This window comes from Enterobacter ludwigii (assembly GCF_001750725.1).
GTDB classification, from domain to species: Bacteria; Pseudomonadota; Gammaproteobacteria; order Enterobacterales; family Enterobacteriaceae; genus Enterobacter; species Enterobacter ludwigii.
This window is the reverse complement of record NZ_CP017279.1, coordinates 2293968-2308562: the sequence shown is the minus strand read 5'-3', so window position 1 is coordinate 2308562 and position 14595 is coordinate 2293968. Positions and strand designations below refer to the sequence as shown.

Sequence of the window (14595 nt, the reverse complement as noted above, 5' to 3'; positions counted from 1 at the left end):
ATTTAAGAGGCCATTATGAAATTACTTATTCTTGGCAACCATACCTGCGGCAACCGTGGCGACAGCGCCATTCTGCGCGGTTTATTGGATGCGATTAACACCCTTAAGCCTGAGACTGAAGTGGACGTGATGAGCCGTTATCCGGTCAGCTCTTCCTGGTTATTGAACCGCCCGGTAATGGGCGACCCGCTCTACAGCCAGATGAAGCAGCACAACAACGCCGCCGGCGTGATGGGACGCGTGAAGAAAGTTCTGCGCCGTCGCTATCAGCACCAGGTGTTGCTGTCCCGTGTAACTGATACTGGCAAGCTGCGTAACATCGCCATTGCTCAGGGCTTCACGGATTTCGTTCGACTGCTGTCGGGCTACGACGCCATTATTCAGGTCGGCGGATCGTTCTTCGTCGATCTTTACGGTGTGCCGCAGTTTGAGCACGCACTCTGCACATTCATGGCGAAAAAACCGCTGTTTATGATTGGTCACAGCGTCGGGCCGTTCCAGGATCCGCAGTTTAACCAGCTGGCAAACTATGTCTTCGGCCACTGCGATGCCCTGATCCTGCGTGAGTCGGTAAGCCTCGATATGATGAAACGCAGCGAGATTGACACTTCGAAAGTGGAACACGGGGTGGACACCGCCTGGCTGGTGGATCATCAGGACGACAGTTTCCAGGCGAGCTACGCAGTGCAGCACTGGCTGGACGTGGCGGCGAAACAAAAAACGGTCGCCATCACTCTGCGCGAACTCGCACCGTTTGATAAACGTTTAGGCACCACCCAGGCGGCGTATGAGAAAGCGTTTGCTGACGTGGTTAACCGTGTGCTGGACAGCGGATACCAGGTGCTGGCGCTTTCAACCTGTACCGGCATAGACAGCTATAACAAAGATGACCGCATGGTGGCGTTGAACCTGCGCAACCTGGTAAACGATCCGTCCCGTTATCACGTAGTAATGGATGAACTGAACGACCTCGAGATGGGCAAATTGCTCTCAGCCTGTGACCTCACCGTGGGCACGCGTCTGCACTCGGCGATCATTTCGATGAACTTTGGCACGCCGGCCATTGCGATTAACTACGAGCACAAGTCAGCCGGTATTATGCAGCAGCTTGGCATGCCTGAAATGGCCGTTGATATTCGTCATCTGCTGGATGGTTCGCTTGGCGCGATGGTGGGCGATACCCTGGGGCAATTGCCTGCCATCAATGAACGCCTGGCCGTCGCGGTGAAAGCCGAGCGCGAGAAGGGAATTGGGATGGTGAAATCGGTGCTCGACCGCGTCCGGGAGGGGAAATGAAGGTTGGTTTCTTCTTACTGAAATTTCCGCTGTCGTCTGAAACCTTTGTGCTGAACCAAATCACCGCGTTTATCGATATGGGATACGACGTGGAGATCATCGCCCTGCAAAAGGGCGATACACAAAATACCCATGCGGCGTATACGCAGTATGGGCTGGAGGCGAAAACCCGCTGGCTGCAGGACGAGCCCTCAGGAAGAGTAAATAAGCTGCGCCACCGGGCCAGCCAGACCTTACGCGGGATCCATCGTGCGTCGACCTGGCGCGCGCTGAATGTTTCCCGCTATGGCGCGGAATCTCGCAACCTGATCCTGTCTGCCATTTGTGGTCAAACGGCGCAGCCGTACCGCGCCGATGTGTTTATTGCTCACTTTGGCCCGGCGGGCGTGACCGCCGCCAAACTGCGTGAGCTGGGGGTGATTGACGGTAAGATTGCGACCATCTTCCACGGTATCGACATCTCCAGCCGCGAGGTATTGAACCACTACACGCCGGAGTATCAGCAGCTTTTCCGCCGTGGCGACATGATGCTGCCCATCAGCGACCTGTGGGCCGGGCGTCTGAAAAACATGGGCTGTCCGCAGGAAAAAATCACCGTTTCGCGTATGGGCGTGGATTTAGAGCGCTTTACCCGCCGCCCGGTCAAGGTACCGGGAAAACCGCTGCAGATTATTTCTGTGGCACGTCTGACGGAGAAAAAAGGTCTACACGTGGCCATCGAAGCCTGCCGCCAGCTGCGAGCGCGCGGCGTGGATTTCCGCTATCGCATTCTCGGTATTGGCCCGTGGGAGCGTCGTCTTCGCACGCTTATCGAACAGTATCAGCTGGAAGATTACGTGGAGATGCCAGGCTTTAAGCCAAGCCACGAGGTGAAGGCCATGCTGGATGAGGCGGATGTATTCCTGCTGCCTTCCGTGACCGGCGCCGATGGCGATATGGAAGGGATCCCGGTTGCGTTAATGGAGGCGATGGCCGTCGGTATTCCGGTGGTGTCGACCCTGCACAGCGGGATCCCGGAGTTAATCAAGTCTGATTACTCCGGCTGGCTGGTACCGGAGAATAATGCGATGGCCCTTGCGGATCGTTTAGCCGAATTTAGCGGCATCGACCAGCAGGCGCTGGAGCCCGTTATCCACAACGCCCGACAAAAAGTTGAAGCAGATTTTAACCAGCAGGTGATTAATCGCCAGTTAGCGAGCCTGCTGCAAACGTTGTAACGCCGAGGTTGTATGCTGAAAAAGATTACCCGACGCACCTTTGTCTCTTCATTATCCGTCCTGGCGGCTACGCCGCTGCTGTCGTCCCGCATTGCGCGGGCGGCAACCGGAAAGACGGTCTCTGTTAACCAGTACAACAACAACGACTGGATCGCCGCCTTTAAGCAGGCATTTAACGAAGGCGACACCGTTGTTGTCCCTGCCGGGCTCACCTGTAAAAACATCAATACGGGCATTTTCATTCCTGACGGTAAAACGCTGTTGATCCGCGGTGCGTTAACGGGAAATGGTCGCGGACGCTTTGTGCTGCAGGAAGGCAGTAAAGTGATTGGTGAAGGTGACGGCCGCACGGAGAACATTACGCTGGACATTCGCGGTTCAGACTGTGTGATCAAAGGGCTGGCAATGAGCGGCTTTGGACCGGTGACGCAGATCTACATTGGCGGCAAAAAGCCTCGCGTCATGCGCAACCTGCTGATTGATAACATCAGCGTAAGCCAGGCTAACTACGCCATCCTGCGCCAGGGATTCCATAATCAGATAGATGGCGCGCGCATCACCAACAGTAAATTCAGCCATTTGCAGGGCGACGCGATTGAGTGGAACGTCGCCATTAATGACCGTAACATCCTGATCTCCGATCATGTGATTGACAACATTAACTGTACAAACGGCAAGATCAACTGGGGCATCGGCATTGGTCTCGCCGGCAGCACCTACGACAACGATTATCCGGAAAAGCAAACGGTGAAGAACTTCGTGGTGGCAAATATCACCGGTAGCAACTGTCGTCAGTTAGTCCACGTCGAAAACGGTAAGCACTTTATTATTCGCAATATTAAGGCCAAGAATATCACTCCTGACTTCAGCAAGAAGGCGGGAATAGACAACGCCACGGTAGCCATTTATGGCTGTGATAATTTCATTATTGATAATGTCGATATGGTCAATAGTGCTGGCATGCTGATCGGCTACGGTGTAATAAAAGGTGACTATCTCTCGATACCTCAGAACTTTAAGCTGAACGACATTCGCCTGGATAATCGCCAGCTTGCGTACAAACTGCGCGGAATACAAATTTCATCCGGCAACGCCACCTCCTTTGTGGCCATCACCAACGTTGAGATGCAGCGGGCAACGCTTGAGTTGCACAACAAACCGCAACACCTCTTCTTGCGTAATATCAACGTGATGCAGGAAGCTGCCGTCGGCCCGGCGCTGAAGATGAATTTCGACCTGCGTAAGGATGTGCGAGGCAAGTTTATGGCTAAAGATGAGACCTTACTGTCGCTGGCGAACATCAAGGCTGTGAATGAGAAAGGGCAGAGCTCCGTGGATATTGACCGCGTGGACCAGCAGGTGGTGAATACGGAGCGGCTGAATTTTGCGCTCCCGCACAGATAATCGACAATTGTCTTTTTTTGCGACTATTCCTGGCACAGAAACGCGATCTATTCAGATTACAACTACTGTTTTTTGTGATGTGGTCCCCTAACATCATATAAGAATCACGGCAAATCATGCTGGCGAAAACAGGTTAAAGAGCTATAATTCGTCAACCATTTTAAGGTGGAAGAAATAATGATTAATTTGAAAGCAGTCATTCCGGTAGCAGGCCTGGGCATGCATATGTTGCCAGCCACAAAAGCCATTCCTAAAGAGATGCTGCCGATTGTCGACAAACCGATGATTCAATACATTGTCGATGAAATTGTTGCTGCAGGGATCAAAGAAATCGTCCTGGTTACGCACTCCTCCAAGAATGCGGTAGAAAACCACTTCGACACCTCTTACGAACTCGAAGCGTTGCTTGAGCAGCGCGTAAAACGCCAGCTGCTGGCTGAAGTGCAGTCTATCTGCCCTCCTGGCGTAACCATCATGAACGTGCGTCAGGCACAGCCGCTGGGTCTGGGCCACTCCATTCTTTGCGCACGCCCGGTCGTGGGTGACAACCCGTTCATCGTTGTTCTGCCGGATATCATTATCGACAGCGCATCTGCCGATCCGCTGCGTTACAACCTGGCGGCAATGGTGGCGCGCTTCAACGAAACGGGCCGCAGCCAGGTGCTTGCTAAGCGCATGAAAGGCGATCTCTCCGAGTACTCTGTTATCCAGACTAAAGAACCGCTGGAGACGGAAGGGCAGGTGAGCCGTATCGTTGAGTTTATCGAGAAACCGGATCAGCCGCAGACGCTGGATTCTGACCTGATGGCCGTTGGCCGTTATGTTCTCAACGCGGATATCTGGGCCGAGCTGGAAAAAACCGAGCCGGGTGCCTGGGACCGTATCCAGTTGACCGATGCGATTGCTGAACTGGCTAAGAAGCAGTCTGTTGACGCGATGCTGATGACCGGTGACAGCTACGACTGCGGTAAGAAACTGGGCTATATGCAGGCATTTGTGAAGTATGGCCTGCGTAACCTGAAGGAAGGTCAGAAGTTCAGAAGCCGGATTGAGAAGTTGCTGGCTAACGACTGAACCACATCTTCTCACTTTATATAAGCGGTAGTCGGTATTTTGGTGTTGTAACATAACCAGAATGCGGGCTACCGCTTTTTGTTATTAATTTCAGTGATAACAGAGAGTTATCTGATTTAAATCTCGACGAATTTGTAACGATTTGTGCTTGTTTCTGATGCCATTTAGGACGACAATTAACGCCAGTTTTTTGTCTGTATCCAGACAAGAAAAATCATTTAATCAAAAATCGCTCAGTGCACTGGTAGCTGTCAAGCCAGGGGCGGTAGCGTGCTTAATTTCTGAAAGCGTTAATAAACGATCGGATTTCAGAGCGCCAGTATCCAGACATTTCCAACAGGCGGAATAGATAACGTGAAAATTCTTGTGACGGGTGGAGCCGGCTTTATCGGCTCAGCGGTTGTACGACATATTATTAAGAATACCCAGGACGTCGTCGTCAATGTGGATAAACTGACTTATGCCGGCAACCTTGAGTCGCTTAGTGAAGTCAGTGACAGCGAACGATATGCTTTTGAACATGCGGACATTTGCGACAAAGACGCCTTGGAACGTATCTTCGCAAAGCATAAACCTGATGCGGTAATGCATCTGGCTGCTGAAAGTCACGTCGATCGTTCAATTACCGGCCCGGCCGCGTTTATTGAAACGAATATCGTCGGCACTTATGTGCTGCTGGAAGCCGCTCGCGCGTACTGGTCAATGTTGGATGAGCAGGCGAAGAACACGTTTCGTTTCCATCACATCTCTACCGACGAAGTGTATGGTGATTTACCGCATCCTGATGAGCATCCGGCATCAATTGAGCTGCCACTCTTTACGGAAACTACCGCGTATGCACCTAGCAGCCCATATTCAGCGTCGAAAGCCTCCAGCGACCATCTGGTTCGCGCCTGGCTGCGTACCTACGGTTTCCCGACCATTGTCACCAACTGTTCAAACAACTACGGCCCATACCACTTCCCGGAAAAGCTGATCCCGCTGGTTATCCTGAATGCGCTGGACGGTAAAGCACTGCCTATTTACGGCAAGGGCGATCAGATTCGTGACTGGCTGTATGTAGAAGATCATGCGCGTGCACTCTACACCGTTGTCACCCAGGGGAAACCGGGAGAGACCTATAATATTGGTGGCCATAACGAGAAGCAGAACCTGGAGGTCGTACATACTATTTGCGATCTGCTGGATGAGATTATGCCAAAAGAGGGCTCTTATCGCGATCAGATTACGTATGTTGCTGACCGTCCGGGCCATGACCGTCGCTACGCCATTGACGCTGAGAAAATTGGAATTGAGCTGGGCTGGAAGCCAGTGGAGACCTTCGAAAGTGGGATCCGTAAAACTGTTGAATGGTATTTGGCAAATAAAGAATGGGTGGATAACGTTAAAAGCGGTAATTATAAATCCTGGATTACACTCAATTATCAGAATCGTTAAGGGCTGTTCATTTCGTTTATTGCAAAAAGTTAATTAGCTGATAGGGGATGATAATGAAAGTTTTAGTGACAGGGGGGACTGGTTTTCTCGGTGCTACTTTAGTCAATACGTTGAGAGCAGCAGGTCATCAGGTAATATCTACTACGCGTCGAGAAGAGAATATCGAGCAGGGTATGTACAACCTTGGAGATATCTCTGCGCAAACTGATTGGAGCACAATTTTACAAGGTTGTGATACCGTCATTCATACAGCTGGCAGAGCACATATCCTTAATGATGACGCCAAAGATGCGCTGACCGAATTTCGTCGTGTAAACCATGATGCGACAATGAAATTAGCGAATGACGCTGCAAACTGTGGCATAAAACATTTCATCTTCATCAGTTCAATAGGTGTTAATGGCAATTCCACTTCAGGGATGCCTTTCAGTGAATTGACACCGGCCAAGCCCACGTCCGATTATGCTATATCTAAGCTCGAAGCCGAGGAAAGTCTTCTCAAGAAATTTTCAGGGAGTGCAATGGCTATAACCATCGTCCGCCCGGCATTGATCTGTGGTCCAAATGCTCCTGGCAATATTCAACGCTTATTAAAACTAGTATCTCGAAATCTTCCATTACCATTTAAATCAGTAAAAAACAAACGTGCTCTGGTTTCTTTAGACAACGTAGTCAGCTTTGTCAGCGAATGTGTTACGAATGAAAAAGCAAAGAATCAGCTCTATCTATTAGCCGACCAGGAACATCCTTCGACCGGAGAAATGATAAAAGCATTCTCAACCGGGATGGGGATGAAAGGGCGGATGGTTTATTTTCCCAAGAGTATATTGAAAGTATTGCTTTCAGTATTAGGTAAAAAAAATATCTATGATCAACTCTTTGGCGATCTGGAAGTAGATTCAAAGAAATCAAGAGAGCAACTTCAGTGGACGCCACCTGTTACATTGCAAGAAACGATGGTAAAAACAGCAAAGAATTTTATTGAAGGTAACAAATAATGTTGTATCTGGAGATTATCGTTTTTGCATTCTGTTTATCATGTGCATTGACCTGGGGATTAAGATTATACGCCATCAAGAATAATGTGATCGATCAGCCAAACCAACGAAGCTCACACAGTGTGCCAACGCCACGTGGGGGAGGGGTAGCTATAGTATTAACATTGTTAGCTACATTAGTTTGGCTGGTATTCACCAGCCATCTCTCTCTGGAGACATTTTTAGGTTTCTTCGTGCCGGGGGTATTGATTGCTGTTATTGGTTTCCTTGACGATCATGGCCATATTGCAGCACGTTGGCGTCTGCTAATGCATTTTTTAGCTGCAGCAATAGGGCTCTATTTCTTAGACTCATTCCCTGAAATTGATATGTTTGGCTATGTCGTGTCCTTGTCATGGATTGGAATGATTCTCGGAAGCGTCTATTTAGTGTGGATGCTTAATCTCTATAACTTTATGGATGGCATTAATGGTCTTGCAAGTGCGCAAGCTATTACCTTTTCGCTGTGCAGCGTCGCGTTGATAACGCTCAATCACTACTCTGGCTCCTCTGATGCGATGGCGATGATTGCAATGGCGCTCGCTGGGGCTGCGGTGGGATTCATTGTCTGGAACTTCCCAGTGGCGAGGATCTTTATGGGGGATGCCGGAAGTGGTTTTTTAGGCATTACCATTGGCCTGATGATTCTTTATTTTGCTAAGCTAGATCCCCATGTGTTGATCGCGGAACTCTGCCTGCTTGGTATTTTCGTTGTTGACGCAACCACAACCTTGCTTCGAAGATTACTCGCGGGAAAAAAGGTATACGAAGCACATGCAAGCCATTGCTACCAAATACTTGCCCGGAAATATAAGAGTCATGTGCCAGTTACTTTGGCAGCGATCGCAATCAATATCATTTGGTTATTCCCCATTGCATACCTAATCATTTCGGCAAAAATTGACGGAATCACAGGCCTAATCATTGCATGGTTACCGTTGATTTTTATTGCTTTCAAATGTGGTGCTGGAGTCAAAGATAAAGAGAACACATAAATGTATGACCTGATTATTGTAGGCGCTGGTGGTCATGGACGTACGCTGTATGATACGGCTAAACTTTTAGGGTATGAAAATATTGCCTTCCTCGATGATAATGAATTGTGCTCTGACATGGCAGAAATTCGTGTTATCGGAAAAACCTCCGAGCTTAAGCTCTATGCGAGCACTGCCAAATATATTGTTATTGGGATTGGCAACAATAAGCTTAGAGAGTTGTTCCATCAGCAGCTTTACTCCTTAAACATTACCCCTATAACGCTCGTTCACCCTTTTACATTCGTGAGTCCTTCCGCTACTTTGGGGAACGGCAGTGTAGTTTTAGCCGGTGCCGTTATTGGCGCAAACTCAGTCTTGGGGCAGGGAACGATAGTTAATTGTCATTCAACGGTGGATCATGATTCTACTCTTGGTGATTTTGCGCACTTAGGTGTGGGTGTGCATCTTGCTGGGGGAGCGAATATCGGTAAATCGGCATTTCTCCAGGCGGGAACAGTGGGTGGATATAGTGCTACAGTGGACGAGCATGTCATATGCCCTCCTGGTACTATTTTATAAACTAATAGCAAGCTTTAACGAGGCGACTAGTTTTTAGTATGCTAACTTATTTAATTTCTTTGCCAAGACCGGTAAAACGGATTATAACACTCTCTATTGATGTTGTTCTGTTAATGTGCGCATTCTGGTTTGCATTTTGGGTCCGTATTGACTCTATGACGCCATTAACTAGCGTATCGCATTGGCTATTACTTACATCAGTAATTGTCATTACTTTGGCAATATTCGTTAAACTGGGTCTTTATCGGGCAGTAATACGTTATATAACAGCGAAAATACTACTTGTTGTAGCTGTTGGGATGATGACTTCATCGTTGCTACTGATTATCGCCGCCTTTTATACTAATTTATATCTCCCAAGGACAATTCCGTTCATTTACTTCTCGTTTGGCGTCTTGCTCATTGCCGGCTCACGTCTTGGAATGAGAATGTTGATAAACCGCGGTTTAAAATTAGGCACTCGAGTAATTATATATGGGGCCGGAGCTTCCGGACGCCAGTTACTTCCCGCCTTGAGTCAGATGGACGAATACTATCCTGTTGCGTTTGTCGACGACAATCGCTCCTTGCAGGGTCAGGTCATCCATGGAGTAAGCGTATTTTCACCAGAAAAATTAGCATGGCTGATTGATAAGTATGAGGCGAAGAAAATCCTGCTGGCAATGCCAAGTGCAAGCCGCGCGAGAAAAAACGAGGTAATATCCACCCTGGAGGGGCTCCCTTGCGAGGTACTTTCAATTCCGGGGATGGTTGACCTGGTTGAAGGAAAAGCAAGAATCGATTCCTTGCGTAAAGTTGTGATTACCGACCTTCTGGGCCGCGATCCTGTTTCTCCAATCCCTGAGTTAGTATCAAAGAATATTCAGGGTAAAACAGTCATGGTCACTGGCGCAGGTGGCTCGATCGGTTCTGAGTTATGCCGACAAATCATCAGAAATAGGCCTTCTCAACTAATTCTTTTCGAATTATCAGAGTTCTCACTATATTCTATTGATTCTGAACTCCGAAATTTAATTGTATCGAAATCGCTCAATATTAAGATTTACCCAATCCTGGGGAATGTTCAGGATATGGAACATCTTGAAAGGCTAATTAAGGCATTCAACGTTGAGACGATTTACCATGCTGCAGCCTATAAGCACGTTCCGCTAGTTGAATTCAACGTAATTGACGGTATCCGAAATAATATCTTCGGAACCTGGAGTTGTGCTCAAGCTGCGGAAAATTGTGGCGTCGAAAGTTTTGTTCTGATCTCTACGGACAAAGCTGTGCGGCCAACAAACACTATGGGTGCAACGAAGCGTATGGCGGAGCTCATCCTTCAGGCGCGAGCATCAGAGTCCCGTAAAACCTGTTTCAGTATGGTCAGGTTCGGAAATGTCTTAGGTTCGTCTGGTTCCGTTGTTCCATTGTTTGAAAAGCAGATTGCTGCAGGTGGCCCGGTAACGTTAACGCATCCTGATATCACTCGTTATTTCATGACCATTCCTGAGGCTGCACAGCTTGTGATTCAAGCTGGAGCAATGGGCAGCGGAGGGGATGTCTTCGTGCTGGATATGGGTGAGCCGGTTAAAATTATTGATCTCGCGCATCGAATGATTGCTTTACAGGGGCTTACCGTTCGTGATGATAAAAATCCTTATGGGGATATTGCTATCAAAATGACGGGATTGCGACCGGGTGAGAAACTTTACGAAGAACTGTTAATTGGTGATAACGTCTCCATTACACAGCATCCGAGAATCAAAACTGCGAATGAAGTCATGCTTCCTTGGGTGGAAATGAAAGACATTCTTGCAAAGCTTGATACCTCATGTAGCAATTTTGATTATGAGCAGGTACGTGAAATATTGCTAAACGCGCCAACCGCATTTAATCCAACCGATGATATCTGTGACTTACTCTGGAAAGAGAATAAAAGCTAAGCAGTATTAGTCACGACGTTAATCTGATTGTAATCAACAAACTTGATGGGAAAGTGATACTTTCCCATCGAAGGATTTTAAATGAAAGTAATTCAAACCCCTTTAAAAGATTGTGTGATCATTGAGCCTCAGGTTTTTGGTGATACCCGTGGTTTTTTCCTTGAAGCCTGGCATAAAGAAAAATACGAAGATGCAGGAATTAAAGGTAATTTTGTACAGGATAACCGCTCACGTTCGAGTCGAAATGTTTTGCGCGGATTGCATTTCCAGAAAACGAAACCCCAGGGGAAATTAGTCAGCGTAATCAGTGGTGAAGTTTATGATGTTGCAGTAGATCTTCGCCAGGATTCTGATACGTTTGGTCAGTACGTAGGTGTTATTCTTTCTGGCGAGAAGAATAACCAAATATACGTTCCCCCTGGGTTTGCTCATGGATTCTGCGTATTAAGTGAATATGCCGATTTCCATTACAAGTGTACTGACTTTTACGATCCAAAGGATGAAGGTGGGATTATATGGAACGATCCGGATATTGCGATTGAATGGCCGGTAACATCACCACTACTCTCTGAAAAAGATGTTAAATTAATTACACTTGCTGAGTACAAAAAAACGTTATGAAAATACATTATACAGTGATCGGTGGACGTGGTTTTATTGGCAGCGAAATCGTTGAAAACCTTCTGGCGAAAGGCGAAACAGTTGTGGTTCCACCGCGAGATGATGAGACTCTGTTTGAAAAAGATCTGGGGATTGTAATCTATGCTGCTGGCAATGGTGATTGTGCAAACACACCATTTGATGTTTACAAATCGAACACCGAATTGCTCGCTACAGTACTTGAACGCGCCAAATTCTCAAAGTTAATCTATATTTCATCAACGCGTGTATATATGGAACAAGATGGCGCGTCAGAGGATGATAATCTTACGGTATGCAGTAACGATAACCGAAGACTTTTTAACTTAACCAAACTAGTGAGTGAAGAGTTATGCTTAAAAAGCACTAGAGATACGATTATTGTCAGGCCGAGTAACGTATATGGTTTGGCATTGAAGAGTAAGCTATTCCTGCCAAGCATTATCAGAAATGCGATTTCGAATAAACATATTGACATGTATGTTGCTCCTTCATATGCAAAAGATTATGTTTCAGTTAAGGATGTCGCAGAAGTTATTTATCAGATCAGTCGTAAGAATGAGTATGATATTTACAATATTGCTTCTGGTGTGAATACAACAGCCTCTGATATTGCTGATTTAATTGCTAGTCGAACAGGTTGTTCGATCAAATGGCATGAAGGCTTTAAAGGTGAATACTTCCCACCGACAGATAACACCAGAACTGTAAATGAGTTTGGTCATGTCTATAACAATGTCTTGTCAGATATAGAGATAATGATTGATAACTTTAAAAAGAATATGACAGATGTCTAAATTTTTATTGTTAGCTATAAAAAAAATTGTGGCGGAAGAAGATAAAAGAAAAGTCTTTATTAACTTTTTTTATCTTAGTCTTGAGCGAATCACTCAGCTTGTTATAATCATTATCATTAACCGGTTGTTAATTAATCACTATGATTTTGGTGATTTCAGTAGCTGGCAATATTCTCTCGTCATTTTAGCCATATTTATGACAGGCACCTGGATCTGTGGTGCCGAGGTGGTTATTCCTAAATTGCTGGATGCGCCATCCAAAATAAACTCCATAATTAGCAATGTAATTGTATTACGTCTTGCAGCAGGGATTTGCGTTGCATTATGCATGATGGCATGGGGAATGTTTGCTGCCAGTGGATTGTCCAGACAGTTTATTATTGGTTTGGCTATATCTGTGGCATTGCGAGAAACGTTCATTGTCGGTTTAACATGGTACCAAAGCCAGGCCCGCCTCAAATTGCCTTGCCTTGTGCTGATGCTCGCTGCAATAATTAAGCTGATTGTCATTTATATTGGTGTAAAAAATCAATTACCAATAAACTATCTCTGGGTGGCTTGGGTTATCGAATCACTTTTACCTTGTGGCTTTATCTTTTATACGTTTAGAAAGGCTACAGGTTTTAGATTCGTGAAAGTTGATACGGAGGTTTTTGCGTATTTCAAGATTGGAGTCGCAGTATGGTTCTGTCTGATTATGCAGCAGGTGACCATGAAGTTTGACCGAGTATATCTCGAAGGAAAAATTTCCGGAGAAACGTATTCAAACTATGCAGCAGCACTCCAGTTAGTCGATAATTGGTATGCAATATGTATTCTTTTTGTTCAGGCAATTGCACCAATCTTTATCTTTAAATTTATTGATATTGCAACAATAAAAAGAAAATTGCCGTTCTGTATCTTCGCTACACTTGCCGTTACCTGTGCCGGTGCACTAGCTACCACAGTACTTGCCGATATAATAATTCATATTCTTTATGGTACTAAACTCGTTAATGCCTATAGTTATTTACGGACTTTTGTATGGTTAACACCTATTTTAGCTATAGACCAATTACTCAGTATGGTTTTAATCAGAATGAAGCAATTAAAGAAATTAGCGATTAAATGGCTAATAGCTTTCTGTCTAGTTGTCGCTATTGTGCCGGCTATTTTCCATTATGTAGGCGTGAGTAATATTGTCATTGGTTTAGCAGTGGTTTACGCTTTCAATATAATTTATTCTTCGAGGTGCATTAGTGCAGTACAATGATAAGATTTCAATAGTGGTTCCTGCTTACTGTGAACCATCGAAAGTCAAGCGGTTCATGGAAGCCATACTGAAAATTGATTATCCAAACAACCTTGTTGAATTAATTCTTATTGACGATTGCAGTCCGGTTTCTCTGGCTGAAATCGCAGCATCTTATGCGGAAACATTTAAAGATAAGATAACTTTCTTATTCCACAGGAATCATGTCAATTCTGGTCGGGCAATTTCCCGCAATGTGGGTATTTCTCTTGCGTCAAATTCGTTGATAATGTTTATTGATATCGATAATCTTATTGAACCTAAGGCGATAAAAAAGATTGTTTCCTTTTTTCATGGAAAGCAATACACAGCAGCCAGAATTAATATACGAATCGATCCTGCCAGACTCTACACTAGCAATTATCTCCGCTATTTTGATAGTCGTTACCTGGGGGCACGAAATATACCTGAAGGGACTATAAGTACCCGCTTCTTCGCAAGCGATGGCATTATCCTGACGCGGGATATTATTGATACGATTGGTTGTTTTGATGAGACATTTTATCATTACGGCTGTGAAGATGAAGAACTCGGTATCCGAGTTGCAAAAGCAAAGTATGACTTTTATTTTTTACCCGATGCAAGGGCAGAAGACAGCGATACTCCTACGTTGCGCCGAGCTTCAGAAAGAATGATTGTGTATGCATCTAAATCATTCCCTGTGCTGAAAGAAAAACATCCAGAGTGTGTTAAGGATAGCCTCTTTTCATCCTATGAAGTGATGTTGGACGATAATAGACTCCTCAGTAAATTGCTCATCAGTATCATACATAAGCTTCCTCTAACAACGACAAGAAAATTCCTTCTTCGGTTGTGCGAAATGTTAGATACCAAAGCAATTAAAATACCAGATTTCTTATATAAGATCGTATTGGCACTTTCATACATTGAAGGTGGAAGACTTCGATTCTTGAGGAACTAG

13 protein-coding genes are annotated in these 14595 nt (G+C 45.9%); all 13 read left to right on the top strand.

What is annotated here, in order from left to right:
• Positions 1-15 precede the first annotated feature (15 nt).
• The 13 genes from wcaK to BH714_RS10870 all read left to right on the top strand — a co-directional run bounded on the left by wcaK (position 16) and on the right by BH714_RS10870 (position 14595).
• Positions 16-1296, top strand: coding sequence for a colanic acid biosynthesis pyruvyl transferase WcaK (gene wcaK, locus BH714_RS10930; protein ID WP_024908095.1), 1281 nt, complete (start codon positions 16-18; stop codon positions 1294-1296).
• Positions 1293-2513 carry a colanic acid biosynthesis glycosyltransferase WcaL gene (gene wcaL / locus BH714_RS10925; RefSeq protein WP_014170810.1) on the top strand — a complete coding sequence of 407 codons (1221 nt, stop codon included), beginning with the start codon at positions 1293-1295 and terminating at the stop codon, positions 2511-2513. Before wcaK ends, wcaL begins: the two co-directional genes overlap by 4 nt.
• A 12-nt stretch (positions 2514-2525) precedes the next feature.
• A complete protein-coding gene (gene wcaM / locus BH714_RS10920; RefSeq protein WP_025203690.1) occupies positions 2526-3917 on the top strand; it encodes a colanic acid biosynthesis protein WcaM in 1392 nt (463 codons plus the stop codon).
• A gap of 177 nt (positions 3918-4094) precedes the next feature.
• Positions 4095-4991 carry a GalU regulator GalF gene (gene galF / locus BH714_RS10915; RefSeq protein WP_040017950.1) on the top strand — a complete coding sequence of 299 codons (897 nt, stop codon included), beginning with the start codon at positions 4095-4097 and terminating at the stop codon, positions 4989-4991.
• Between the two features lie 354 nt (positions 4992-5345).
• Positions 5346-6428 (top strand): dTDP-glucose 4,6-dehydratase, encoded by a 1083-nt coding sequence (rfbB, locus tag BH714_RS10910; RefSeq protein ID WP_040017948.1) that lies wholly within the window; start codon positions 5346-5348, stop codon positions 6426-6428.
• A 53-nt stretch (positions 6429-6481) separates the two neighbouring features.
• Positions 6482-7426 (top strand): NAD-dependent epimerase/dehydratase family protein, encoded by a 945-nt coding sequence (locus tag BH714_RS10905; RefSeq protein ID WP_040017947.1) that lies wholly within the window; start codon positions 6482-6484, stop codon positions 7424-7426.
• Positions 7426-8460 carry an MraY family glycosyltransferase gene (locus BH714_RS10900; protein WP_040017945.1) on the top strand — a complete coding sequence of 345 codons (1035 nt, stop codon included), beginning with the start codon at positions 7426-7428 and terminating at the stop codon, positions 8458-8460. Before BH714_RS10905 ends, BH714_RS10900 begins: the two co-directional genes overlap by 1 nt.
• Positions 8461-9021: a PglD-related sugar-binding protein gene (locus BH714_RS10895; protein ID WP_032678522.1), complete on the top strand. Its 561-nt coding sequence runs from the start codon at positions 8461-8463 to the stop codon at positions 9019-9021.
• A 38-nt stretch (positions 9022-9059) separates the two neighbouring features.
• Positions 9060-10946 (top strand): polysaccharide biosynthesis protein, encoded by a 1887-nt coding sequence (locus BH714_RS10890; protein ID WP_040017944.1) that lies wholly within the window; start codon positions 9060-9062, stop codon positions 10944-10946.
• A gap of 81 nt (positions 10947-11027) precedes the next feature.
• Positions 11028-11567 (top strand): dTDP-4-dehydrorhamnose 3,5-epimerase, encoded by a 540-nt coding sequence (gene rfbC / locus BH714_RS10885; protein ID WP_032678520.1) that lies wholly within the window; start codon positions 11028-11030, stop codon positions 11565-11567.
• Positions 11564-12382: an NAD-dependent epimerase/dehydratase family protein gene (locus BH714_RS10880; RefSeq protein ID WP_032678519.1), complete on the top strand. Its 819-nt coding sequence runs from the start codon at positions 11564-11566 to the stop codon at positions 12380-12382. The genes rfbC and BH714_RS10880 overlap by 4 nt, the downstream gene beginning before the upstream one ends.
• The gene (wzx, locus tag BH714_RS10875) at positions 12375-13634 is read left to right on the top strand and encodes an O45 family O-antigen flippase (RefSeq protein ID WP_032678518.1); all 1260 of its coding nucleotides are present in this window, start codon (positions 12375-12377) and stop codon (positions 13632-13634) included. Before BH714_RS10880 ends, wzx begins: the two co-directional genes overlap by 8 nt.
• Positions 13621-14595: a glycosyltransferase family 2 protein gene (locus BH714_RS10870; protein ID WP_040017942.1), complete on the top strand. Its 975-nt coding sequence runs from the start codon at positions 13621-13623 to the stop codon at positions 14593-14595. The genes wzx and BH714_RS10870 overlap by 14 nt, the downstream gene beginning before the upstream one ends.

Bases quoted from the DNA above. Each gene is read 5' to 3' on its own strand.
- BH714_RS10895 (WP_032678522.1), top strand. From the start codon at position 8,461: ATGTATGACCTGATTATTGTAGGCGCTGGTGGTCATGGACGTACGCTG.
- BH714_RS10880 (WP_032678519.1), top strand. From the start codon at position 11,564: ATGAAAATACATTATACAGTGATCGGTGGACGTGGTTTTATTGGCAGC.
- galF (WP_040017950.1), top strand. From the start codon at position 4,095: ATGATTAATTTGAAAGCAGTCATTCCGGTAGCAGGCCTGGGCATGCAT.
- BH714_RS10900 (WP_040017945.1), top strand. From the start codon at position 7,426: ATGTTGTATCTGGAGATTATCGTTTTTGCATTCTGTTTATCATGTGCA.
- wcaK (WP_024908095.1), top strand. From the start codon at position 16: ATGAAATTACTTATTCTTGGCAACCATACCTGCGGCAACCGTGGCGAC.
- BH714_RS10890 (WP_040017944.1), top strand. From the start codon at position 9,060: ATGCTAACTTATTTAATTTCTTTGCCAAGACCGGTAAAACGGATTATA.
- wcaL (WP_014170810.1), top strand. From the start codon at position 1,293: ATGAAGGTTGGTTTCTTCTTACTGAAATTTCCGCTGTCGTCTGAAACC.
- rfbC (WP_032678520.1), top strand. From the start codon at position 11,028: ATGAAAGTAATTCAAACCCCTTTAAAAGATTGTGTGATCATTGAGCCT.
- wcaM (WP_025203690.1), top strand. From the start codon at position 2,526: ATGCTGAAAAAGATTACCCGACGCACCTTTGTCTCTTCATTATCCGTC.
- BH714_RS10905 (WP_040017947.1), top strand. From the start codon at position 6,482: ATGAAAGTTTTAGTGACAGGGGGGACTGGTTTTCTCGGTGCTACTTTA.
- wzx (WP_032678518.1), top strand. From the start codon at position 12,375: ATGTCTAAATTTTTATTGTTAGCTATAAAAAAAATTGTGGCGGAAGAA.